Raw genomic sequence first — 25,155 nt, 5'->3', positions numbered from 1 at the left:
AAATCGTCTAAAAAGCTCTTTTTTAGACGATTTATTGTTTTAAATAATTTGATTGAAAAGTAAACTTAAATACTTTTCACCAATCGAATAAATTCGGCCCTGTAACCTTCTTCATCATCTCCTCTACCATTTTTTGCCAACGCTAAAATAATATCCTTTTCTATATTTTTTGTGTATTGAGATTTTCTTAATTTCATACCAAAAAGCGCAACAGCACTTGCAAACTGCATCTCTTGTGATGGTTTTAAAATGATATTCTCCTGCACTTTAACCATTTCAATACTTTGAGTTCCTGATGGTTTTTTGTACCTAAATTTCACTGTAAATAATTCATTATTATTTACTGATTGCATTTTTTGTGATGATTTATATTTTAATTCAGGCACATCTTTTAAAAACTCACTTTTTTCGCCAGAAAGAATAATTTCATACAAAGCTGTAACCTTATGACCTGCTCCTAATTCTCCTGCATCAATAGTATCATCTAAAAAATCTTCATCATTTAACATTCTATTTTCATAACCAATTAACCTATAACCTTTCACCTTATTTGGATTAAATTCTACCTGTATTTTTACATCTTTGGCTATTGTATGTAAAGTGCCTCCAAACTCTTTTCCAAATACTTTTTGTGCCTCTTGCATCGAATCGATATATGCGTGATTACCATTTCCTTTGTCTGCTAAAGTTTCTAATTTTGCGTCTTTATAATTGCCATAACCAAAACCTAAAACCGATAAAAACACGCCAGATTTTCGTTTTTCAACAATCAATTCCTCCATTTTTTTATCACTTGATGCACCAACATTAAAATCGCCATCTGTGGCTAAAATCACCCTATTATTACCACTCTTTTTAAAGTTTTTTTCAGCCAGTTTATAGGCCAATTCAATACCTTTTCCACCTGCTGTAGCACCATCTGATTCAAGATTTTGCAATGCTCTCAAAATCGTTTCTTTTTTATTTCCAGAAGTTGGCTTTAACACAACACCAGCTGCACCAGCGTAAACTACAATTGATACTTTATCTTTAGCTCTTAGTTGATTTACTAAAAGTTTAAAAGCAGCTTTTAATAATGGTAATTTGTTTTGTGCCCCCATAGAACCAGAAACATCAATTAAAAAAGTAAGATTAGATGCTGGTAAATCTTCTTGCTCAAAAGTTTTTCCTTGTAAACCAATTTTAACCAATTTTGTGGTTGCATTCCAAGGTGTTTTAGCAACTTCTGTATGAATAGCAAAAGGGTGTTCGTCTTTAGGTTGTGGATATTGATAATCGAAATAATTAATCATTTCTTCAATTTTTACAGCATCAAATGGCACTTTTTGTCCGTTATTAATCATTCTTCTTACATTGCTATACGAAGCTTTATCAACATCAATAGAAAAAGTGGACAACGGATTTAAAGACACTCTTTTAAATTTATTTTCTTGAATATGTGCATAAGACTCGTCATTTTGTATTCTATAATTTCCGTTTCTTGTAGTAATTACTATACAACCATTTTTAGCAGATGCTCCAAACAATTTCTTTGCTTTGTATGATTTGTAAACATTAATTTTTTCGATATCCTCTTTTTTTAAATTTTTAATAAGTGGATTGTAATTATTTTGAATTGGTACACCATCTACAATGTATAAAGGTTCTTTTGTTTTTGTAATAGAAGCTGCACCTCTTATCCTTATGCTAGTATTATTTGTGTTTGACTGGTTTATATGAACACCTGCTACACTACCTGTTAAAGCTTTACTTATTTTATTATGATATACCTTTCTCTTTTTGGCCTTTACAGAAGTTACTGCATACCCCAAGGTTTGAGATTTTCTCTGAATACCATAACCTACTACAACAACTTCTTCCAAAGCTTGTTGATATTCTATTAAAGTAATATTTATGATTGTTGATTTACCAACTTTTTTTGAAATTGTTTTATAGCCCAAATAAGAAAAAACTAAAACATCATTGGGTGCTGCTTGTATGGTGTATTTGCCATCAAAATTGGTTTGTGCTCCTTGATTGGTACCTTTTATAACAATAGATACTCCTGGCAAAGGACCTGAGAGATCTGAAACAGTACCTGTGATTGTTTTTTGTTGTGCTTGTATTGTTGAAATTTCCACCATCAACAATACGTAAAATAGTAGTTTATACATCGTATTAGTTTTAAAGTTGATATAAAACTAACTACACAATCCCTTTTAAAAAATAACAATTGAGTAAACGTGTTCTTTTTGGGCGTAAAAACAACGTTTTATTTAGTGAAGATTTTTTGCAGAGTTTTGGTTCTTTGAATTTTACCGGTTTTGGTTTCTACAAAATAATCTATGCAATAGATTTCTTTTGGTTTTTCGAATTTTGATAAAGAAGCCAAATTCATAATTTCACTTAAAATAGATTTCTCGTCTACCTTCGAAATGACATCTTCTAAAATTAACACCAACTTTTCACCCAATACATCGTCTTTTATACCAGCAACAAAAAAGCGTTTTTTAATGATTTTAGACAACTGTTCTTCTATTTTCTCTGGATGTAATTTTACACCTCCAGAATTGATAACATTATCAAAACGTCCTAACCACATAAACTGTGTATCAGAAATTAACTGTACCACATCATTTGTAAAAATAACCTCATCAGCTACTTTTGGCGCCTTAATTACCAAGCAATTTCTTTGATCTTTATAAATAGTTACGTTGGGTAAGGTTTTATAAAATGAGTTTTCTTTAACGGAAAACGATGGCTTGGTCAATCGTCCAAAAAAAGACAAAGATTTGTTTAATTTTTTTACAGCAATATGGGTAATGGTTTCCGTCATTCCATAGGTTGCAAAAACTTCGGTTGAGATGTTTTGTAACTTTTTGTGAAGTGTACTCAACACAACTCCTCCACCAACAATTAGTTTTTTTATTTTATTAATTTTTAGCAGCGAATTTTCTAATTGTAAAGGTACCATTGCAGAAAAATGGTAGTTTTTGTCTACATTATTTAGAGGTATTGAAGTAGGCGAAACAACATCCAAATGCCAACCTAAAGTTAAAGCTCTAATCATCATCATTTTACCTGCAATATACTGTATAGGTAAACACAATAAAGCTGTTGTTTTTTGTGGTAAATTAAAAAAAGCACCTGTAGCTTTGGCTGAGTTTAGCATCAACTCTTTTTTTAGTTGAATTGGTTTTGGTGTGCCAGTAGAACCAGAAGTTTGCACCTCAATGGTTTCATCAACAGAAAACCAAGATTCTAAAAATTGATGAATATCACTATAAGTAACTTTTGTATAACTTAAAAGATCATCAACAGAATTAAAAGATTTTCCATTGAGCTTAAAGTTTTTATGAAATTTAGTCTGTTCCAAGATCGTCTAAAACTCTATAATTTTCTTCTAAATGCACTGGTTTTTCAATGGTACCAGTTAGTTTTTCTTTCCAATTATTCCATTTGTATTTTTTTGCAAAGAGAAAAATTAATATCGGAAAAAACACAAAAACAGGTATAAATACATCAAAACCTAATTCGGGTTCAGAAAGATCTACTAACAACGAATCTGTTTGAAAAACTGTCCAATCTGCAGTAACTAACAAGGCTGTTATTAAATTATTGGCAGCATGAAAACCTAATGCCAATTCCATACCTTCATCCATTAATGTAATAATCCCCAGAAAAAAACCTGTACCAATGTAATATACTAAAATTCCGTATCCTAATTTGTCAACCTCTGGATTGGCAATATGCAATAATCCAAAAACCACTGAAGTAAAAATTAAAGGAAACCACCTATTTTTTGTGGCAATCCCTAAACCTTGCATTAAATATCCTCTAAAAAAATACTCCTCAAAACTGGTTTGTAACGGAATTAATGCGATACCAATAACTGCCAACATCAAAAATTTATCGAAATTAAAATTCCATTGATAACTTTCTGGTGATAGGTTAAAATCAATCAATAATAAAACAGCAGTTGTAATTCCCCACAAAAAGAATGCAAAAAATATACGTTTCCAATCTATTTTAGACCTTGAGGTTGTGAACGATGTTAAGGTTTGTTTGTGTAAAAACTTTACCCACAATAATAAGGCTACTAAACCTACAGCAAACGGAATTAAATTTTCCGCTAAAAAACGATTTGCACCTTTTATCGCAATTTGATCTTTCATCATTTGTTCAACATCAAAATTCGGATCAAGATTTTCCAAGATGATAAAACCAATAAAATTCAATGCCATGAATCCGAAAAATAAACCTGCAAAAACCAAGTATTTCCACATTCCTAAATCTCCTTTATAACCTTGTTGTATGTAATTCATTTGTATATTTATTTCGGTTGTTAATTTAGTTTATCCTAAATTAAAATTCCAGCTTTGTGTTAAATTGTATTGTAATGTACCGTTTTTTACAGCTAGTGGGCTATCAAAATTATTGGTAAACAAACTACCTGTGCCCAAACCTTGAGGTAATTTATTTTGCAATTGAAAAGTAAATTGCGCAATTGCATTTAACCCAATATTACTTTCTAGGGCAGATGTAATCCACCAGCCAATATTTTGAGCTTCAGCAAAGTTAATCCATTCTGTACTGCCTGCAAAACCACCTACCAAACTTGGTTTTAAAATAATATATTGTGGGTTAATTTGGGCAATTATTTTTTTCTTTTCTTCGGATGAAAAAACACCAATCAGTTCTTCATCTAAAGCAATAGCTAATGGCGTTTTTTCGCACAATTTCGTCATTTCTTCAAGCTGACCTTGTTTGATGGGTTGCTCTATAGAATGTATATCTAATGCTGATAATCGCTGTAATTTTGCTAAAGCATTTTTAGGGTGAAATGCACCATTGGCATCGACTCTAAGTTCTATTTCTTTGGATGAAAATTCGTTTCTAATGGAAGTTAACAATTCTATTTCAGCATCAAAATCAATAGCACCTATTTTCATTTTAATACACGAAAAACCTGCTTTTAATTTTTCTTTGATTTGGTCTTTCATAAACTGCTTATCACCCATCCAAATCAATCCATTAATGTTTATAAATTCATCACCTTTGGTAAATTTTGATGGAAATAATTCAAATTTATCTTTACTTTCTATGGATAAAAAAGCCTGTTCTAAACCAAATTGAATGGATGGGAACTCAATGAGTTCTGATAATAATTGATTTAAACCCAAATGTATGTTATTACAAACCCAGGCTAATTTTTGTTCATAATTTGGTACATCATCAATACTTAATCCTCTAAACAACCCAGTTTCTCCAACACCAGTTTTACCTTGATTTTTTAAGATGATAAACCAGGTTTCTTTGGTTCTTAAAACACCTCTTGACGTGCCACTAGGGTTTTTAAAATTAAGGATGTATTTTTTATAAGTTGCTTTCATCACAATGTATTACTTTTCTATAAAAGCTTTAAAATTATTTAAATACGATTGATCTTGGGTTTTGAAAGTGCTCTTAAAATAAGGAAACAAACACGCCATAATATAAGAATCGCTTTGGCAACTTGCTTTTAACGTAACTGTTGTTACTCCGTTTTTTTCTTTAAAAGTATAATCATCTGTTTTTAACATATTTTCTGCATCAAAAAACAAGGTGATTTTTTCGTTAGGCACATAGGCCATTACTTTTTCTGTCATTGTAATTTCCTGCCCTTGGTTTTCTACCACCATTTTATAAGTGCTTCCTGTAATTCCTATATTTTCATTTAGTACTTCTACAGATTTTACTTCCGGAATCCAATTTTTAATATTTCCTTTTTTGTTAAACGCTGTAAACACTTCTTCTACAGGTTTGTTTATAGTAGTTTCTGCTGTATAGCTAGTTTCTTTTACCACCAAACCTGTTGCAAAAAAAATTATACTTATTGCAGAAATGATTCCTATAATTATTTTTACTGTTTTCATTTGTTATCCTAAAAATTATACGATTAAAATATTGTGCTGCCTATGCCGAATAAAATTGCGAATAAAAAAGTACTTAATGCCACTTTTTTCAATTCCGAATCTAAATGCGCAGGTATTTTATTTTTAGCTACTGTTTTTACGTTTAACATTAATGGTATAAAAGCAATTAAAAACAGTAACTGATATTCACTTTTAAAATTTAAAAACACATAGATTAATGCTGTAACTAAAGCTCCGAAAATTAAAAAATAATGATATTTTTTGGCTTTTTCTATACCTAATTTAACCACTAAAGTGTTTTTATTATTTATTTTATCTTCTTCTCTGTCTCTTAAATTATTCAAATTTAAGACTGCTGTACTTAAAAAGCCTATGGAAATGGCTGGTAAAAAAACATCAAAACGAATGGTTTTGGTATATAAAAAATAACTCCCAACAACACTTAACAATCCGAAGAATAAAAATACAAATACATCCCCAAAACCAGAATATCCGTAGGCAGTATTACCTACTGTATATTTTATAGCTGCTGCAATTGAAGCAATTCCTAATCCGAAAAACAAAATTGAATATCCAAAATTCTCACTTCCAAAAGCCACATAAATCAATAAAACAGCAATAATTAAAGTAATAATTGTTGTAATAATCATTGCCATTTTCATTTGTTTTGGAGTAATTGCTCCTGACGAAACCATTCTTGCTTCTCCTGTTCTATTTTTATCTGAACCTTTTATACCATCACCATAATCATTTGCAAAATTAGATAATACTTGAAAACCAATTGTGGTTAAAATGGCCAACCAAAATGTTGGTGTCATCCATGTTATTATCTTAACACTGGCATTAGCTATGCTATTAAGATAATGAACTCCCAAATAAGAACCTACAATAATACCAGAAATAGACAAAGGTAAAGTTCGTAAACGCGCGGCTTTTATAAAACTCTTTACATCCATTCTCTATGGCTTGTTTCTACTTTATACAAAGTGTGATTATAAATTTTTATAGCATCGTTGAAAGGAAGGCAAGGAATTCTAATTTTACCTGATGCTGTTTGAAATACCAAATCTGCAACATTGCTCCTTTTTTGAAAAATAGTTTGCTGCATTTGTATGTTTTGTACTTTAAAAAGTTCTAAATACATATGATGCGTTTCTAACAAACCTTTTCCTACTAGCAACATTTCTTGTGAAATTTTGTAGAATCGTTTTTTTACTTTTTTTCGAATTAAAAATACAACAATTGGCAATGTTAAAATTGTAGAATAAAATACTTCGTAGTGTTTAAACAAAAGAAACAATGCTCCGTAAACAAGAATCAAAAATAAAAATGTAAACATAAAAATTCTTCGTTTGTAGTAAAAATCAGGAAATTTTTTCTCACTATTTTCTACCTCTAAAGGATGAAATAAACTTGACTTTATCGTTTCTACCTGCTCTTTTTTACAACCAACAATCCGTATTAATTTATCTTTCTTTTTATGATTAAGTTTTCCGCTAACGGCTTGCTTAAAAGTGATAAAAGAAATACCAATAATTCTTTTTAAAGGATTTGTTGAAATGGTAATATTCTGTATTTTTTGCTTTTTTAAAACTATTGACTTCTTGGTAATCAAACCTTGATTGATTTCGAAAGCATCTTTTTTTAAGAAGGTAGTTAAATTAAAATGAATGAGAAAAATTCTTACAAAAGAAGTGAGTAATGCAATAATTGTGAGAGAAGTTAACAAAAATAATATAAAAAAAATACTGGCTGAAAAAGCGTTGGTATTTTCTTGGATAAAACCATCTAAATTTTCGGTTTTTCCTAAACCATCAAAAATTTGTTGAATTTGATTGAACAAACCAAACAATAAGGCCAAAAACAAGAACAAGTTTTGCAAATGATTTTCGGTTAAACTTACTTTAAATAGCTCTTTAACACCTATTTTAACCAAGGGTTTATCTTCTTCTTTTTGAAGGATTTCCGCGTCAATTCCTTTATTTTTGCCAATAAATTCTTTTAAAGCAGTTGCTTTTTCTAAAGATAATGCTTTAATTGATATTTCTGTTTTGCTAGATCCTGCAGTTTCTATACTTACCTCAAAAACACCGATAATTTGTTGAACAAGATTCTGTTTAAAATTGATATTTTGAATTCTCTCGAAAGCTATTGATGTGTTTGTTTTTTTTAGAATACCTTGTTTTAAGATAAAATGTTCGTTTGCTATTTTGAATTTAAAATTTTTATAAATTAAGAAAGCTCTTACCAATAAAAATATAAAAAGTGCAGCAATCCCTATATAAATATACGTTGTATTGGTCTCTGAAATTTTAGAAAAACGTTGTATAAAAATGAATAATAAAATCCACAATGCCTTTATAACTTTGTAAATAAGATTTACAAAAATAACCAAAACCCCTTTTAGGGATTGTCTTGAAAACGTAGAAAAATCAAATGTATTAGGCATCTATTTTTGTACTAATAAATTCTTTGATTTGCAATGCAGTTTCTTTTTGGATTCCTTTAACTTCTAAATCATCACTGCTATCACCTGCTGTATAAACACTTAAGGAAGCTAAGCCAAATAGTCTGGAAATGGGTTTTTCATCTATTTCTACATGTTGAATTCTAGAAAATGGTACTGTTGTCATTTTTTTCATCAATAAACCACGTTTGTAAGAAATATCTTTTTCTCTTAATGCATATTTTCTAAGAGGAAAACTTAATCGAATAAATCCAAAAATACATCCAAAAAAAACAAAAAAGAGGATATAAATGTAAATTATATACTCATTAAACGGCTCTGTAAAAACAAATTGGTGCAAAGCAATAAGCCCAATTAAAAAAGGCAAAAAAACTAAAAAAAAATTGATGGTAATTACTTTTAAGTAACTTTTATCAATTCTTTTAAACTCGATTTTAGTAATGTCTGGTAAATCTAAAACTATATCATTTTGAAATTGTTCTTCCATATTACTGGTTTTGCAATGCTTCTGTAATTGAAATTGGAACACCATTTTTTAAGGCCTGTACAAATGCCCCTTTATACTCATTTAAAATTTGTGCTCTAAATGCTCTAGCTTCTTTATAAGTTTTAAAATCTCCTAAACGAAATTTTGTAAATCCATTTTCATTGTAAGTACTAACGCCTTCAATACTATATAAATCTTCGTTTTGTTTTCTCAATGCTGCAATTTGTACTGTAAAAATTAATTCAGGTATGTATTCTTGTACCTCTGGCTCCTCTTTTACCTCTTCAACTTTTGGTGCAACATTTTCTATTTCTGGTGTTTTGGGTTCTGTATTCCCTTTAGATGCTTCTTTTTTTCCACAAGAAAACATCATTAAAAAAAATAATACCCCTATTAATACGTTTTTCATGATCTACAATTTATTAGCTTCTGCAATTAATTCTGCAATATCTTTTACCTCAACTTGCCCTTCTTTTTCTTTAAATTTAATACCATCTGTCATCATTGTATTGCAATAAGGGCAACCAGTAGCAATAATATTTGGTTTGGTTTTTAAAGCATCTTCTGTTCTTAAAACATTAACTTCTTTGTCACCAGGTTCAGCATCCTTAAACATTTGTGCACCACCTGCGCCACAACATAAAGCTGTTTCTTTATGACGTTTCATTTCTGTTAGATTTACACCTAATCTTCTTATTAAAGCTCTTGGCGATTCATACACTTCATTGGCTCTACCCAAATAACACGGATCGTGAAAGGTTACTCTTTTTCCTTTTAAAGTTGCATCATCAATTTGTAAACGCCCTTCTGAAATAAGGTTTTGTATAAATTGAGTATGATGATAAACTTCATATTTACCACCTAAAGAAGGATATTCGTTTTTTAAAGTATTAAAAGAATGCGGATCGCAAGTTACAATTTTCTTAACCTCATATCCATTTAAGACCTCAATATTCATCATGGCTTGCATTTGAAACAAAAACTCGTTTCCTGCTCTTTTTGCAGCATCACCTGTAGAGGTTTCTTCGGTTCCTAAAACCGCAAAATCTACTTTAGCTTGATGTAATATTTTTACAAATGCTCTTGATATTTTTTTTGCTCTATCATCATAACTACCTGCAGCACCAACCCAAAACAACACTTCTGGTTGTTTGCCTTGTGCCATCATCTCTGCCATTGTCGGTACTTTCATAAAATAGAAATTTTAAATTATGAATTATGAATTGAATTCGTAATTGATAATTGTTAATTGTTAATTGTTAATTAAAAAATTGATTATTCTTCGTTTGCCCAGTTTAACCTGTCTTGTTGATTGTATGGCCAAGGAGCTCCATTATTTTCTACATTAGTCATCATCATATTTAATTCTTGTGGTGCTGCACTTTGTTCCATCACCAAATACCTACGCATATCCATAATAATAGATAATGGATCTATGTTTACAGGACATTCTTCTACGCAAGCATTACAACTTGTACACGCCCACAACTCTTCTGGAGTAATATAATCGTTTAATAATTGTTTGCCATCATCTTTAAATTTACCTTGATTTGCATCTATATTTCTACCAACTTCTTCTAAACGATCTCTAGTATCCATCATAATTTTACGAGGAGATAATTTTTTACCGGTTAAGTTGGCTGGACAAGAAGAAGTACATCTACCACATTCTGTACAGGTATACGCATTTAGTAATTGTACCCAGTTTAAATCTGTAACATCAGAAGCTCCGAATTTTTCTGGCACTTCCTCTTCTGTACCTTCTTCTGGCATTGCGTATGGATCTGCATCTGGATCCATCATTAATTTTACTTCATTGGTAACCGATTCTAGGTTATTAAACTGTCCTTTTGGATTTAAATTTGCAAAATAAGTATTTGGAAATGCTAATAAAATATGTAAATGCTTAGAATAATATAAATAATTTAAGAAAGTTAAAATCCCTAAAATATGAATCCACCAAGCTGTTCTTTCAATAATATGTAAGGTTTCTGGAGAATAGCCTTCAAATAAAGGTGCCAAAAACTGACTGATTGGATTTCCAATTCCTGCTTGTTGAAAAGCAGTATCTGTAGCATTCATCGTTAAAAACAAGGTCATTAATACGATTTCGAAATATAGAATGTAGTTCCCATCTTTTTTTGGCCAACCTTTCATTTCCCTACTCATAAAACGCTTAATATCAGACACATTTCTACGTAACCAAAAGATAACAACCGTAATTAAAACGAGTACTGCTAAAATCTCAAAAGTACCGATTAAAAACCCATATACAGATGCAGGAATAACTTCGAGAAAAATTCTGTGCGTACCAAACAAACCATCAATAATAATTTCTAAAACTTCGATATTTATAATGATAAAACCAACATATACAATGATGTGTAAGAACCCTGAAAATGGTCTTTTTACCATTTTAGATTGCCCTAATGCAATCATCATCATATTTTTTAAACGTTCTGGTTTTCGATCTGTTCTGTTTACATCTTTTCCTAATTTTATATTTCTTGATAATTTTCTGACATTCATCACAAAAAAACCAATACCAGCTATTAACGCTAACGCAAAAAATATGTTGGGTAAATATTGCATGTTATTCTATATATTTTATAAGAATTAATCTTTAATTAATCGTAAACTATCAGGCAAAGAAGGCCTGTATTCTTTTGGTTTTTTACCAAATACAGAAAAATGAACATACCTTTTAGGATTCAATTTTACATCTCTTAACAATTGTTCTAACTCTTTCGTGGCTGCTTCAATATTATCGTATAACTTTTCATCATTTAAGAACTTACCTAAAGTGCCTTCATTTGCATTAAGTTTTTTAGATAATTCATTAAAATTATCTATAGCATTTTCTGCTTTTGCAATAATAGCATTCATATCTACAGTTGCTAAAGTATCTGTAACCTGGGTTAAGTTTTCAGTTATATTTTTAGTATTTTCAATCGTAGATTTTAAGTTAGCCTGATTATTGGCAACAAAGCTATTTACAGACTTTATGGTTTGCTTTAGTTCTGAGATAATTACAGAAAAGTCTGAAACTGATGTGTTAATACCATCAATTGTTTTTTTGTTTAAAATTTTATTGATTCCTCCAAAAAGAGTATCTGCTTTTTCAATTACCTTTTCAACTTTTGTTTGTAAAGGATCTAACCTTTCTCCAATAGAAGTAAAAAGACTTTCCTCCATTTCACCTTGTAATGTGTCTCCAGAAACCGCAGGCTTACCTTCGTAATCTGGAATAATTGCTAAACTTGAACCAGCCAAAGGGTTTGGTGAATAAATTTTTACCACACTATTTTTAGAAAATTCAAAATCGCTTTCTACGTTAAAGCTAACAATTAAATAGCCTCTTGTTTCTGGTCTTTCATCAAAAACAATATTACTAACCTGTCCTACTTTTAAACCATTTAAAGTAACTGCACTAGCTTTATTTAAACCACCAATTTTAGAATACTCTACATAAAAAGTTCTTGCTTTGCCATCTAACAAATCGTGCCCTTTTAAGAAATTGAATCCCCAGAAAAAACCAATGATTATTATGAGAACAATGATACCTGTTTTTAATTCTTTTGACATCTTTAGAAATTTGTTAACAATATTACTAATTATTTTTGGTAGAGAATCCCAAATTTACGGCAATTTATTGACTTCTTTTACCGATATTTTTTCTCCATTCTTAAAAGCGACCATAAAGGCAGATTTATACCCTTTTTGCTTGGCTATTTTTAGTGATTTTAATGCATCTTTATATGACGAAGTTACCCCAAAATAATACTTATAATAGCTACCTACTTTTACTCTTTGAACATTATTTAGGCCTTTAAAATTATAGGATTTAGTAGGTATTTTATTTTTACCTGATGCTATTTGTATTTTAAATTCTACTATTTCTATAGCATTAGCCTCTTCATTATTAATTTCATCAGCAACAACTGTGTTAAGTTTTAGATTATTAATATAATTTTTAACAGCATCTGCAATAGCTTTTGCCATTTGTTGTTGTCCTTTTTTTGAATTTAAAAATCTACCTTCGTTTTTATTGGTTAAAAAACCTAATTCAACCAAAACGCTAGGCATAATCGTTTCCCTAAGCACTTGAAAGTTATCTTGTTTAACTTTTCTGTTATTCCTTTTTAATTTGTAGGCAAAATTATTTTGAATAAGACTTGCCAACTCTAAACTTTTATCTAAGTTTTCTTCTTGTAAAAGTGATAAACCAATTACAGATTCTGCAGAATTAGGATCAAAACCTTTATACCTTTTTTCGTAATTGTCTTCTAAAAGGATTGATGCATTTTCTCGTTTGGCAATTTCAAGGTTTTTTTTATTACCTCTTAACCCTAATACAAAAGTTCCTGCTCCATATGCATTAGAGGTATGAGAATCGCAGTGAATTGAGACAAATATATCTGCTTTAGCATTATTTGCAATTTCTCCTCTTTTCCAAAGTTCTGGATACACATCATTCTTTCTTGTATATATTACTTTGATATCTTTTTCTTTAGATAGTTGTTTACCCACTTCTAAAGCCACTTTTAAAGCGATATGTTTTTCTTTATATCCATTTCCTAAATTACCTGGATCTTTACCTCCATGACCTGCATCTAAAACAATTTTATATTGTTTTTGTGCGTTTACTGTTGATAAAGAAAAGAATACAAACAAAGAAATCACTAAAAAAAACAAGTTTTTCAGTTTAGTATTAAATTTGTGGATTTGTAGAAAATTCATCAATAAAATTTAACTAATTTTGGCATCATTAATTTTGAGATTCAAATATTGAGCCATACTTTTACTCACCTACAAAAATAGTATATATAGCATTGCAATCAAACCTATCATACTTACTTTTATTTTGCTCTTTCTTTATTATGGAGTTAGGTTTTTCTCAAGATATAAAGTCGAAAGAAAAAACTGTAATTCCAATAGTACAAAAAAATACCCTAAAAAAGATTAGAAAAGACACTTTAATCCTACCAAAAAAAGACTCGTTATTATTAAAAAACAAGGATTCTGTTGTTAATGATTCGCTTAAACCTAAAGAATCTATAGAAGATATAATTATCCATACCGCAAAAGATTACACGATTCAGAATGCAAAAGAAAAAACGGTAACTTTATATAATGAGGCTAACATAAATTATACTGATATTGATTTAACTGCAGGTATTGTAATTATAGATTACAAAAAAAACACGCTTTTTGCCAAAGGTATTTTAGATAGTACTGGCTATAGCCAAAGACCTGTATTTAAACAAGGAGGCCAAGAATCTGAGCAAGACTCTATTGTATACAATTTTAAAAGTAAACGTGCATTAATCTATGGTTTAAAAACTAAACAAGGTGAAATGTTTACTTATGGAACCAAAACTAAACGTGTTAACGATTCCACAATTTACATTCGTAAAATACGATTTACAACTTCAGAAAAAAAGGTACCAGACTATTATATTAAAACCAATAAAGCAAAATTAGTACCCGGAAAAAAAATTATTGTAGGCCTAAGTAATTTAGTATTAGCAGATGTGCCTACACCCTTAGTTTTACCTTTTGCATATTTCCCCATGACTGAAACGAGTACCTCTGGTTTTTTAATACCAGCTTTTGATACTGGAAGTAGTGACAGAGGTGTTGGTTTGCAAAATGGAGGCTATTATTTTGCTATTAATGATTATGTAGATTTAACCCTAACAGGTGATGCATGGGCTAATGGAAGTTGGGGACTAAGAGCAAGCTCAAATTATACCAAACGTTATCGATTTAATGGAACTTTTAATTTTAATTATGAAAGTAATATAAGTGGTATTAGGGGATTTGATAATTTTAGTAAAAATAATCGATTTAATATACGATGGAGTCATAGCCAAGATGCAAAAGCAAGTCCAAATTCTAGATTTACAGCTTCTGTAAACGTGGGTAGTAGTAAGTTTTTTAGAGAATCTTTAAATCAGTTTAATGCTGCTTTAAATCAAAATAACACACTAAATTCATCCATTAATTACAGTAAAACTTTTGTTGGTACACCTTTTAATATGGCTGTTACAGCATCTCATCAACAAAATACAAATACAGAAAGTATTACCATGACTCTACCCTCCTTAACGCTTAATATGAATAGGGTTTATCCTTTTGCTGGTAAAAATGGTGTTAAGAAAAACCCAATTCAGAAATTAGGATTTAATTACAATATGCAAGGGCAATATTTAATTAATACCACTGATGATGAATTTTTTACTCCAAGAATGTTTCAAACAGCAAAATCTGGTGTACAACATAGAACAGGTACCAATACAAACATTAAAGCTTTTAAATATTTTACTTTATCACCTAGTGTTAATTATCAAGAAAGTTGGAATTTTAATTATATTGAGAAACAATATGATGCTACAAAACAAGAAGTTGTAACCGATACTTTAACAGGTTTTAAAACCTTTAGAACATACAATGCTGGTGTAAGTTTATCTACAAATATTTATGGTACTTTCAACTTTAAAAAAGGAAGGTTAAAAGCAATAAGGCATACGTTTAGACCAACTATTTCTTATAGTTACAGACCCGATTTTGGCACTAAATTTAAACGTGAAGTACAACAAAGTGATGACCCAAATGATTTTTTAAGTTACACAATTTTTGATCAAAGTTTATACAGAGCTCCTGGAAGTGGTTTAACGAATTCTGTAGGTATTTCTTTAAATAATGTTTTAGAAGCAAAAATGGCACCTAAAGATCCTGATAGTGACGAAGAAGACGAAAAAATAATGCTTTTAAATAATTTAAATTTTAACACTTCTTATAATTTTGCAGCAGACAGTTTACGCTGGGCTAATGTTAGTTTTAATGCTGGTACACGATTATTTAAAGATAAGCTTGCCTTAAACTTAAATGGTTCGCTAAATCCTTATCAAGTAAATGATGAGGGAAGAACAATAGATAAATTTAACCCTAATATTTTTAGATTACAAAATGCTACTTTAACTGCAAACTACTCTATTTCTAGCTCTGATTTTGACAAAAAAGATGATAAAAAAGACAAAAATGGTAATGGAGCCAATAACCCCACAGATACTATGGGTGCTGATATAGACCCAACCAATAGGCAGGGAATACCTGGTGGCCAGCAAAGCATGAATAATCAAAAAGGAGGCACCAAAAAAGCAGACTTATACAATGCAAAAATACCTTGGTCTATAAACTTAGTATATGCTGCCAATTATAGAAATACAGGAATTGCCCCTGGAGAAATTCAGAATCATACTTTAGGTTTTAGTGGAAATATAGAGTTATCTCCTAAATGGAAAATTGGGTACTCATCTGGTTATGACATTAAAGGTGGTGCTTTTTCATTTTCAAGATTTAACTTTTCGAGAGATTTAGATAGTTGGCAATTTAATTTTAATTGGGTTCCTTTCGGCTCAATATCTTCTTATACCTTTTTTATTGGGGTAAAATCATCAACATTATCTGATTTAAAATGGGATAAAAATAAACCACCAGATAGATTGTTTTAGAAGTTAGAAGTTAGAAGTTTAAAATAAATTCATCATACAAATGAGTAAAAAAATAATCAAAACATCAAAAGCACCAGCTCCTATTGGCCCATATAATCAAGCAATTTTAAGCGGAAATACTTTGTATACTTCTGGACAGATTGCCATAAACCCCAATAGTGGAGAGCTAATTTTAGATTCAATTGAGGCAGAAACAAAACAAGTAATGGAAAACTTAAAAGCAGTTTTAGAAGCTGCTGAAATGACCTTTGACAATGTGATAAAAACTTCTATTTTTATTGCTGATATGCATCAATTTACTAAAATAAACGCTGTTTACGGCACCTATTTTGATGAAGCTATGGCACCAGCAAGAGAAACTGTAGAAGTTGCTAACTTACCTAAGTTTGTAAATGTTGAAATTAGTCTTATTGCTATTAAATAGCACTTATTAATAAATCTGCAGTTGCAGGGTTTGTTGCTAAGGGTACATTATGTACATCACAAATTCTTAATAGCATAATAATATCTGGTTCATGAGGATGTTTTGCATGTGGATCTCTAAAAAACAAAACCATATTACACTTACCCTCTGCAACTCTACTTGCTATTTGCGCATCGCCGCCAATAGGGCCAGATAAATATTTAGTAACGCTAAAACCTGCTTTTTCTGCCTTAGAACCTGTGGTACCTGTAGAAATTAATTTAATCTTTTTTTGAAGTAATGTTTCTTTATGTTCATTTAAAAATTGAACCATTTCTGCTTTCATACCATCATGAGCAATAATTGCTATTTCCATGTTTTATATTTTTATGTTCTAAAATAGAAAAACCTAATAGTATGGTAACTATTAGGTTTTTATATTTATCTAAAACAACTTCTACTATAAAGTAGCAGCGTATTCAATTAAATCTACAATTTTAGTAGAATAACCCATTTCGTTGTCATACCAAGAAACAACTTTTACAAAATTATCATTTAAAGCAATACCAGCTTTAGCATCAAATATTGAAGTTCTTGAATCACCAACAAAGTCTTGAGATACTACTAATTCTTCTGTATATCCTAAAACACCTTTCATTGGTCCACTTTCAGAAGCTGCTTTCATTGCTGCACAAATTTCGTCATAAGAAGCTGCTTTTTCTAACTTTACAGTTAAATCTACCACAGAAACATCCATAGTTGGTACTCTAAAAGCCATACCTGTTAATTTACCATCCATTGCAGGAATAACTTTACCAACTGCTTTTGCAGCACCTGTAGATGAAGGTATTACATTACCTAATGCAGAACGTCCACCTCTCCAGTCTTTCATAGAAGGACCATCAACCGTTTTTTGAGTTGCAGTAGTTGCATGTACAGTTGTCATTAACCCCTCAACAATACCAAAATTATCATTTAAAACTTTAGTTATTGGTGCTAAACAGTTTGTTGTACATGAAGCATTTGAAAATATCTTTTGGTCTGCTTTTAACTCTGTGTTGTTAACACCCATTACAAACATTGGTGTATGATCTTTAGAAGGTGCAGATAAAACTACTTTTTTAGCTCCTGCTTCTAAATGTTTTCCAGCTGTTTCTTCTGTTAAGAAAAAACCTGTAGACTCGATAACATATTCTGCGCCAACTTCATCCCATTTTAAATCAGCTGGATTTCTTTCTGCTGTAATTCTAATTTCGTTTCCGTTTACAACTAATTTACCATCTTTTACCTCAACTTCTCCATCAAAAGCTCCATGAACAGAATCGTACTTTAACATGTATGCTAAATAATCTACGTCTAATAAATCATTTATTGCAACAACTTGTACGTTATCTCTTGAAACTGTTTGTCTGAAAGCTAATCTTCCAATTCTACCAAATCCGTTAATTCCTACTTTTATCATTATATACTTAATTTAAAATGTTATGTGGTCATAATATCTGACACACGTATTAATTCTTGATTTATTTCTGATTTTCCTTTTACAGCTTGTTCTAAGTGAGTAACTGCTATTTTATCGTTGATGAGCCCAACCATTAGGTTTGTTTTGCCTTTCATTAAATCTTCTACAGCTCTAACCCCCATTCTACTTGCTAATACTCTGTCAAAACAAGATGGAGATCCTCCTCTTTGCATATGTCCTAAAACCGACACTCGAACATCATACTCTGGCATGTGTTCGTTTACGTAGTCTTTTAACTCAAAAACGTTTCTGCCTGTTTTATCGCCTTCTGCCACAACAACTATACTTGATGATTTACCAGATTGTTTACTTCTTTTTAAAGAATCTACTAAACGCTCTAAACCTAAATCTTCTTCAGGAATTAAAATTTCTTCTGCACCTGCACCAACACCAACGTTTAATGCAATATGACCTGCATCTCTACCCATAACTTCAACAAAAAATAATCGATTATGAGAAGAAGCTGTATCTCTAATTTTATCAATTACTTCTACTACAGTATTTAATGCAGTATCGTAACCTAAAGTGTGTGTTGTACCAAAGATATCATTATCAATAGTACCAGGAATACCCATAACAGGAAAACCAAATTCTTCGTTAAAAACCAAAGCTCCTGTAAATGTACCATCTCCACCAATAGTAACAATGGCATCAATTTCGGCATTTTTTAAGTTATCATAAGCTTTTTTTCTGCCTTCTTTTGTCATAAACTTTTTTGACCTTGCAGATTTTAAGAAAGTACCACCTTTATTGATGATACCTTTTACACTTCTTGCATCAAGATTTGTGAAATCACCATCAATCATCCCTTCATAACCTCTATAGATACCTACACATTCAATTTTGTAAAAAGCACAGGTTCTTACTACAGATCTAATTGCTGCGTTCATCCCTGGAGCATCTCCTCCAGATGTCATGACTCCTATTTTTTTAATTTTCTCCATAATTTATGATGTAAATTTACTGCTTTTTAATCATTTAAAATAAAAAAATTACGAAAACGTTATAGGCTAAAAACCCTTTGTTTTAAAAGGAATAATAGTTTTTTGTTACAGATACCATTTGCGTTTTGATTCGTTATTTTATTTTAATTTGCAGCCTTAATTTCCTTCGAAATTAATTAAATTATTTTCTTTTGTTTTTAGAGAATCTTTTTTGATTGATTTTTTTAGTTGAATTTCTTTTTCTTTTTTTAAGCCAATTTTTCGAAGCAAACCAGATAGTGTATTGAAGTTTACTTGATAAGAAAAACCTGCTCCTTGTGTATAACCTTCTTCTTGTTGAGAGTATTGTATTTCGTTTTGCCTATTAAAAATAACACCTCTAAAGTTTCCTTCTGTATTTAATAATACTTCTATTTTAACTTCGCCAATAACACTCGATTGTGTTTCTGAACCTACTGGCACCCCTACTTTTCCGTTTATTAGTACTCGATCGCTTAATTGTGTACTTACAGATAAATCTACTTGATTATCAATATTTAATCGATCAATATCATTTACTTCTCCTTGTTGATAATCTAAACCTAATTGAAACTTACTATCTGGACTATTTAAAAGGCTAGAGAATGCACCTGCAATTGCACTAGAAGCTGTACCAGCCAAGGTATTATTTACATCAAAATTAACTCTATCTGGATTTCTAAACGAACCAAAAGCCAGTAATGATATAAACTGCGTTGTTTTTTCGTTTACATTATTATCGTTTAAAACAAACTCTAACTCACTTGCTATGGTAGGATCTACATTGGTTAACTGTATATCTAGTTCTTGTTTAGAATCGAACAAACCGCCAGTAATTCTTGTTACCAAGTCTATTTCTTCTTTTCTGTTTGTATTAAAATTTTGTAACAAAACTCCTGGGTTTGCTTTTGCTTTATATATGGCAGTTACATCTAAATTGGCTTCGTAAGGGTTACCACTCCATGATACAGTTCCTCCTTTTTGAATGATAAAAGGTTTGTTGATAATACCACCATATTTAAAATCATACACTCCATTGTCTATTCTGTAATCTCCAAACATATCAAATTTACCACGAGTATTAATACGTATTTGAAGATTACCAGAACCCCTACCTGTTAACTGGCTTCCATTTTCTTCATCAATAACCACTTGTGCCTCAGCATCTTTTGTTACTTCTAAATCTATATTTAAATCTAAACCCTTAATTGCCTGTTTTGCAAGCTCTCTTTGCCTTTCTTCTGTATCTGTTTTGTCGGTTTTAAAATGAATTAAACTATAACTATCAACAGTTTCTACATCTTTTAAAGGTACTACAAATCTGGTGTTAGGGTTTGTTTTAGCGTTAACATCAATAGTAATTTGATCTGTTAAACCTGTTATAGATACTGAACCATCCATGAAAATGGTACCATAATACAGTGCCTCTTCACTATCTTTAGTATCAAGTGCTATTAGATTATCGGTTTGAATTTCTAAATCTAAAAACCATTGTTCAAAATTTTGATGGGTGATGCTTCCTAAAAAATTCCCTTTAGATTTGTACTTGGAATCTGATAAATTGATATCATCAAAAATAAATGATTGTTGATCTAAAGTGATTGTTGCATCACCTGTAAAATCATAATCGACATTTAAATATGGAAACTTTAACCCCGCATTTTTCAACGTTAAGAGCCCTTGCATATCTGGATTTCTTAAAAATCCTCTTAAATTAAAATTACCTGTTACACTGCCTCTTAATGAAGAAATAACATCTTGCCCTAAGGGACTAAATGCCTCTAAATTATACTCTTCTAAAAACACTTCTAAATCTACCAAAGGTCTTTTATTTGTAAAATCTAATACACCAGTAGCTGCGATACTTTTTACCTTTTCATTTTTAATAGATAAATCTACATTATATTTTTCGTAAGAATTATCTCCAATAATACTTATTGCTAATTCGCCTTGTTTAAAGTTATTAACTTCAAAATCTTTGATAATTAAAGCGGCTTCTGGTTTGTACACATTATTATTTTGAATAAAATCTAGGTTTCCAGAAACTTTACCTTTTAAAGCCAAACTATCAATTTCTGGCAAAAAGCTTTGCAATTTTACTTTGGTGAAATCTGCGGATAGATTTTTTTCTGTGGTTCCTTTAACATTGCCCTTAAACTTTATTTCTTGTGCACCAGAAACTAATTTAAACTGGCTAAAATTAAAGTCGTTGTTTTTTAAATCGAATATAATTTTATCGGTATTTTTTTCATTAGGATTAATATTCCAAGCTGTATTTTTAATTACAAAAGTTGATTTTTCGAAACCTAAAACCGATTTTTTATCACTATTAATGGTATAATAAAAGTCTAAATTAAAATTTTCGTTGTTTTTTAAACCACCATCAAATTCTGATTTAAAATACAAAGTATCATTTTCTGTTTTATTGATAAGATTTAATTTTGAAACCTTATAATATTCTGTATTAACCTCTGCTGCAGTTAAATGTGAGTTGTAAAAAGGATTTTGATTATCGGTTCGTAATAAAATCTCTTTTAATTCATTACCATAAATATCTATTCTTGGTGATGAAAATGTGAGTTTTAATTGATTTTTATTGGAAGCAATTTTTCCTTTTATTTTAGTATTATCATCAATATAAACTTCAGGAAAAAACACATTTACTACTTGATTATAAATTGTAAAATTAAAATCTAAAAATTGATTGGGTGCTACTTTATAAGGTTGATAGTTGGTATAAATACTACCCAAAGCGTTTTGGGCAACTTTAGAAACTTCTGAAAAAGTAAATTTACCTGTTACATAGCCTTTGGCAATATCTTCTGATACTAATTCTATGGTTTTTATGCTGTCTTTAAGAGATGAAGCAACTTTAAACTCCTTAAAACTAAATTCTTCTTTTTGGTTGGTGTAAAAAACATCTTTAAACGTAGCATTTCCAATAATATCATCAAAGGTATTTCCTTCAATATCTAGCTCAATTAATCCTTTTAAATCAGCAATACTATCTCTAGTAAAAAGGTTGGTTTCTTTTAAATTTAAATAGGCAATGTTTGATTTAAAATCAAATTTGTGGATTTTAGAAGACAAGTCTGCCAAACCATTAAATTTCATTTTAAAATTTTCATCATCTATAGTTAACTCGCCATCAAACTTATTATTTTGATATTCTCCATTCGCGGCAATATTCTTGTAAGTATAATTTTTGAATTGAAACTGTGAAATATCACCAATAAATTTAGTATTGACATTATCTAGCTTAAAACCACTTCCGTCAACATCGCCCACTAAAGATATTTTTCCAAACAACGGATCGTTAAAAAATGTACCAATGTCAAAATTTTGAAACTTAATTTCACCATTATATTTGGCATAATCAATATTATCGATATTAGAGATTTGTAAATCTGAAATAGCATTACCAATAGCTGAATTTACTTTAATGTTTGCTTGTATTTGCTCTGGCGTTACTTTTACAAGTCCCTTAATATTAAACTTCCCCAACTTATCAAATTCGGATGGTAAATTTTTACCCAAAACATTAGGTAAAACACCGATTAATTCTTTGTAGGTAGCTCTTAAATTATCAAAATCTCCTTCAAAAATAAAACCTCTTTCTGTGTTTACGGCGTTTACAAAAGATAAATCTCCTTTAACTTGAAGTCCTTTTTTAGAATATAAATCGAGTTTACCTACTCCAAAATTATTTAATTTACCACTTAGTTTTCCTTTAAGCGTAAGCAAATCATTACCATTTAACTCTTTGTAATACTTTTTAATATCTTGTATGGCAACATTACTCTTTTTAAAATTAGCATCTATTTGCACTTTATTATTAAAATCTGCCAAATCTTCTCTTTCATACGTAAAATGAATATCAGCTTTAATATTGGTTTCTTTAGTTTGCAAGGTAGTTTTCACAAAATGCATGGCTACCTTAGAATATGAAAAATCAGTGGTTAGATTAGAAACTTGTAAGCCATATTTATCCGTAAAATGTAACCCTCTTATTTTTGAAGAAAAATTAGGGCCAAAGATTGCTAAATCTTGTAAGTTTCCACCTGCATTTTTTACTTCGTAATTTACAGAATCTTTACTATTGGCATTGGTAATTCTATAATGTAAATTATTTACATAAACATTTGATGCATTTAAAATAAACGGATTTGCAAGAGAGTCTTTAGGTTTTCCAGAATCAAACGAGGCAATAAACACCCCTAAATTGTCATCATCTTCATCTTTATATTTTTTCATATAAAACGATGCATCTTCTAAATAAATGCTTTCTAAATTAACTTCTTTATTTAAAATTCGCTTAGCATTTAGTAGCGAAGTTCTTAATTTTTGCACAAAGATTAAAGTGTCTTTATGATGATCTCTAATTTGAACTCCTTTTAATTCAACACTCCCTAAAAGGGAAAAATCAACTTTTTCTATGGTTAAATCTGTGCCAAAATCTTTGTTAATTTTATTGGTATAAAAACTCCCTATTTTAGTTTGCACAGCAGAGACAGAAAGCAAAATACTAATCAACAGCAAAAAGAGCACAAAGTACCCTAGCCATTTTAGTATTTTCTTTCTAGTTTTTTTGATAAGATGTATGTTAATAGAAATTGAATATTTCTTAATAAGAATCAAAAATATTGCCAATTCTTACAAAGAACGTGCAAATTTAACAAACTATTAAATATCTATTCTTAAAAATTAGAAGCATCGCTAAATTTATACTTAATTTTGCGATTCTTTAACTTTTATGATGAGTGAATCAATTTACATTTTAGGCATAGAATCTTCTTGCGATGACACAAGTGCTGCTGTAATTTTTAATGGTAAAGTATTGAGTAATGTTGTTGCCAATCAAGAGGTGCATGCTAAATATGGTGGTGTTGTGCCTGAATTGGCTTCTAGAGCACATCAACAAAATATTGTACCAGTTGTGCAGCAAGCTTTAGAGCAAGCCAATGTTGGCAAAGAGCAATTATCTGCAATTGCATTTACACGTGGCCCTGGATTAATGGGTTCACTTTTAGTAGGTACTTCGTTTGCCAAGTCTTTAGCCTTAGGTTTAGCTATACCTTTAATTGATGTAAACCACATGCAAGCTCATATTTTAGCGCATTTTATTGATGACAAAAATAGCAAAAAACCCACTTTTCCTTTTATCTGTTTAACCATAAGTGGTGGCCATACTCAAATTGTAAAAGTTACAAATCATTTTGAAATGGAAGTTTTAGGTGAAACTATTGATGATGCAGTTGGTGAGGCTTTCGATAAATCTGCTAAAATTTTAGGACTACCTTATCCAGGAGGACCTTTAATTGATAAATATGCGCAATTAGGAAACCCGAAAGCGTACCAGTTTACCAAACCAAAAGTAGGCGATTTAGATTTTAGTTTTAGTGGATTAAAAACAGGAATTTTGTATTTTATTCAAAAACAACAACGCATCAATCCTAATTTCATAAATGAGAACTTAAATGACATTTGTGCATCAATACAATATACCATTGTTGAAATTTTGATGGATAAACTCAAAAATGCCGTTAAAGAAACTGGAATTAAACAAATTGCCATTGCTGGTGGGGTGTCTGCAAATTCAGCGATTAGAGAACGACTATTATTGGCAGAAAAGCATTTTGGTTGGACAACCTACATACCCAAATTTGAGTATACTACAGATAATGCTGCTATGATTGCCATAACTGGTTATTTAAAATATTTAAACAACACTTATGCTGATGTTTCTGTAACTGCACAAGCACGCTTAAAAGTAGTTGAATAGTTTATGCAAAAATACAATTGCAATTAATTTTTATACCCTTGAAAAATTTTAGAAACAGATTCTTTTTCAACTTCCAATATTATTTATTTTGGATTGTATATTTCGTTTTTGCTCGCCTGTT

At 30.3% G+C, this 25,155-nt stretch carries 20 protein-coding genes; 3 read left to right on the top strand and 17 right to left on the bottom strand.

Annotated elements, in window-relative coordinates; translation table 11 throughout:
- Positions 1 to 65: 65 nt before the first annotated feature.
- The 13 genes from ACTG3V_RS08240 to ACTG3V_RS08180 all read right to left on the bottom strand — a co-directional run bounded on the left by ACTG3V_RS08240 (position 66) and on the right by ACTG3V_RS08180 (position 13,588).
- A complete protein-coding gene (locus ACTG3V_RS08240) occupies positions 66 to 2,153 on the bottom strand; it encodes a YfbK domain-containing protein (protein ID WP_439131681.1) in 2,088 nt (695 codons plus the stop codon).
- 98 nt (positions 2,154 to 2,251) lie between these two features.
- Entirely contained in the window at positions 2,252 to 3,355 is a 1,104-nt protein-coding gene (locus ACTG3V_RS08235) for an AMP-binding protein (protein ID WP_439131680.1), read from the bottom strand.
- The gene (locus tag ACTG3V_RS08230) at positions 3,342 to 4,304 is read right to left on the bottom strand and encodes a lysostaphin resistance A-like protein (protein WP_439131679.1); all 963 of its coding nucleotides are present in this window, start codon (positions 4,302 to 4,304) and stop codon (positions 3,342 to 3,344) included. The genes ACTG3V_RS08235 and ACTG3V_RS08230 overlap by 14 nt, the downstream gene beginning before the upstream one ends.
- Positions 4,305 to 4,334: 30 nt before the next feature.
- Positions 4,335 to 5,372 carry an o-succinylbenzoate synthase gene (locus ACTG3V_RS08225; protein WP_439131678.1) on the bottom strand — a complete coding sequence of 346 codons (1,038 nt, stop codon included), beginning with the start codon at positions 5,370 to 5,372 and terminating at the stop codon, positions 4,335 to 4,337.
- A 9-nt stretch (positions 5,373 to 5,381) separates the two neighbouring features.
- Positions 5,382 to 5,894, bottom strand: coding sequence for an SRPBCC family protein (locus tag ACTG3V_RS08220; RefSeq protein WP_439131677.1), 513 nt, complete (start codon positions 5,892 to 5,894; stop codon positions 5,382 to 5,384).
- A gap of 23 nt (positions 5,895 to 5,917) precedes the next feature.
- On the bottom strand, positions 5,918 to 6,850 hold the full coding sequence (gene menA, locus ACTG3V_RS08215) for a 1,4-dihydroxy-2-naphthoate octaprenyltransferase (RefSeq protein WP_439131676.1): 933 nt from the start codon (positions 6,848 to 6,850) through the stop codon (positions 5,918 to 5,920).
- Positions 6,841 to 8,343: a PH domain-containing protein gene (locus ACTG3V_RS08210; protein WP_439131675.1), complete on the bottom strand. Its 1,503-nt coding sequence runs from the start codon at positions 8,341 to 8,343 to the stop codon at positions 6,841 to 6,843. Before ACTG3V_RS08210 ends, menA begins: the two co-directional genes overlap by 10 nt.
- Entirely contained in the window at positions 8,336 to 8,848 is a 513-nt protein-coding gene (locus ACTG3V_RS08205; RefSeq protein ID WP_439131674.1) for a PH domain-containing protein, read from the bottom strand. The genes ACTG3V_RS08210 and ACTG3V_RS08205 overlap by 8 nt, the downstream gene beginning before the upstream one ends.
- Position 8,849: 1 nt before the next feature.
- A complete protein-coding gene (locus ACTG3V_RS08200) occupies positions 8,850 to 9,257 on the bottom strand; it encodes an SPOR domain-containing protein (protein WP_439131673.1) in 408 nt (135 codons plus the stop codon).
- Positions 9,258 to 9,260: 3 nt separating this feature from the next.
- Complete coding sequence (locus ACTG3V_RS08195) at positions 9,261 to 10,040, bottom strand: (Fe-S)-binding protein (RefSeq protein ID WP_439131672.1); 780 nt, start codon at positions 10,038 to 10,040, stop codon at positions 9,261 to 9,263.
- Positions 10,041 to 10,123: 83 nt separating this feature from the next.
- Positions 10,124 to 11,440, bottom strand: coding sequence for a 4Fe-4S dicluster domain-containing protein (locus ACTG3V_RS08190; protein WP_439131671.1), 1,317 nt, complete (start codon positions 11,438 to 11,440; stop codon positions 10,124 to 10,126).
- Positions 11,441 to 11,464: 24 nt separating this feature from the next.
- Entirely contained in the window at positions 11,465 to 12,433 is a 969-nt protein-coding gene (locus tag ACTG3V_RS08185; protein WP_439131670.1) for an MlaD family protein, read from the bottom strand.
- Positions 12,434 to 12,487: 54 nt separating this feature from the next.
- The gene (locus ACTG3V_RS08180) at positions 12,488 to 13,588 is read right to left on the bottom strand and encodes an N-acetylmuramoyl-L-alanine amidase family protein (RefSeq protein ID WP_439131669.1); all 1,101 of its coding nucleotides are present in this window, start codon (positions 13,586 to 13,588) and stop codon (positions 12,488 to 12,490) included.
- Positions 13,589 to 13,728: 140 nt separating this feature from the next.
- On the opposite strand from ACTG3V_RS08180, the gene ACTG3V_RS08175 reads away from it, so the two are divergent.
- Positions 13,729 to 16,365, top strand: a complete 2,637-nt coding sequence (locus ACTG3V_RS08175; protein WP_439131668.1) for a putative LPS assembly protein LptD — start codon at positions 13,729 to 13,731, stop codon at positions 16,363 to 16,365.
- 40 nt (positions 16,366 to 16,405) lie between these two features.
- Entirely contained in the window at positions 16,406 to 16,789 is a 384-nt protein-coding gene (locus ACTG3V_RS08170; RefSeq protein ID WP_439131667.1) for a Rid family detoxifying hydrolase, read from the top strand.
- Here the strand turns inward: ACTG3V_RS08170 and ACTG3V_RS08165 are convergent.
- The 4 genes from ACTG3V_RS08165 to ACTG3V_RS08150 all read right to left on the bottom strand — a co-directional run bounded on the left by ACTG3V_RS08165 (position 16,782) and on the right by ACTG3V_RS08150 (position 23,755).
- Complete coding sequence (locus ACTG3V_RS08165) at positions 16,782 to 17,144, bottom strand: methylglyoxal synthase (RefSeq protein ID WP_439131666.1); 363 nt, start codon at positions 17,142 to 17,144, stop codon at positions 16,782 to 16,784. The two genes, ACTG3V_RS08170 and ACTG3V_RS08165, sit on opposite strands and share 8 nt — an antisense overlap.
- 84 nt (positions 17,145 to 17,228) lie before the next feature.
- Positions 17,229 to 18,230 (bottom strand): type I glyceraldehyde-3-phosphate dehydrogenase, encoded by a 1,002-nt coding sequence (gap, locus tag ACTG3V_RS08160; RefSeq protein ID WP_439131665.1) that lies wholly within the window; start codon positions 18,228 to 18,230, stop codon positions 17,229 to 17,231.
- A gap of 20 nt (positions 18,231 to 18,250) precedes the next feature.
- Positions 18,251 to 19,237 (bottom strand): 6-phosphofructokinase, encoded by a 987-nt coding sequence (gene pfkA, locus ACTG3V_RS08155; RefSeq protein WP_439131712.1) that lies wholly within the window; start codon positions 19,235 to 19,237, stop codon positions 18,251 to 18,253.
- 153 nt (positions 19,238 to 19,390) lie between these two features.
- Positions 19,391 to 23,755, bottom strand: coding sequence for a translocation/assembly module TamB domain-containing protein (locus ACTG3V_RS08150; protein WP_439131664.1), 4,365 nt, complete (start codon positions 23,753 to 23,755; stop codon positions 19,391 to 19,393).
- Positions 23,756 to 24,008: 253 nt separating this feature from the next.
- Here ACTG3V_RS08150 and tsaD point away from each other — a divergent pair, with 253 nt between their 5' ends.
- Entirely contained in the window at positions 24,009 to 25,034 is a 1,026-nt protein-coding gene (gene tsaD, locus ACTG3V_RS08145) for a tRNA (adenosine(37)-N6)-threonylcarbamoyltransferase complex transferase subunit TsaD (protein WP_439131663.1), read from the top strand.
- Positions 25,035 to 25,155 lie beyond the last annotated feature (121 nt).

Origin of the sequence: Polaribacter sp. (genome assembly GCF_965660385.1) — a bacterium.
Classification (GTDB): Bacteria; Bacteroidota; Bacteroidia; order Flavobacteriales; family Flavobacteriaceae; genus Polaribacter.
The sequence above is the reverse complement of the archived record's forward strand: the minus strand, read 5'-3'. Positions and strand labels throughout refer to the sequence as shown.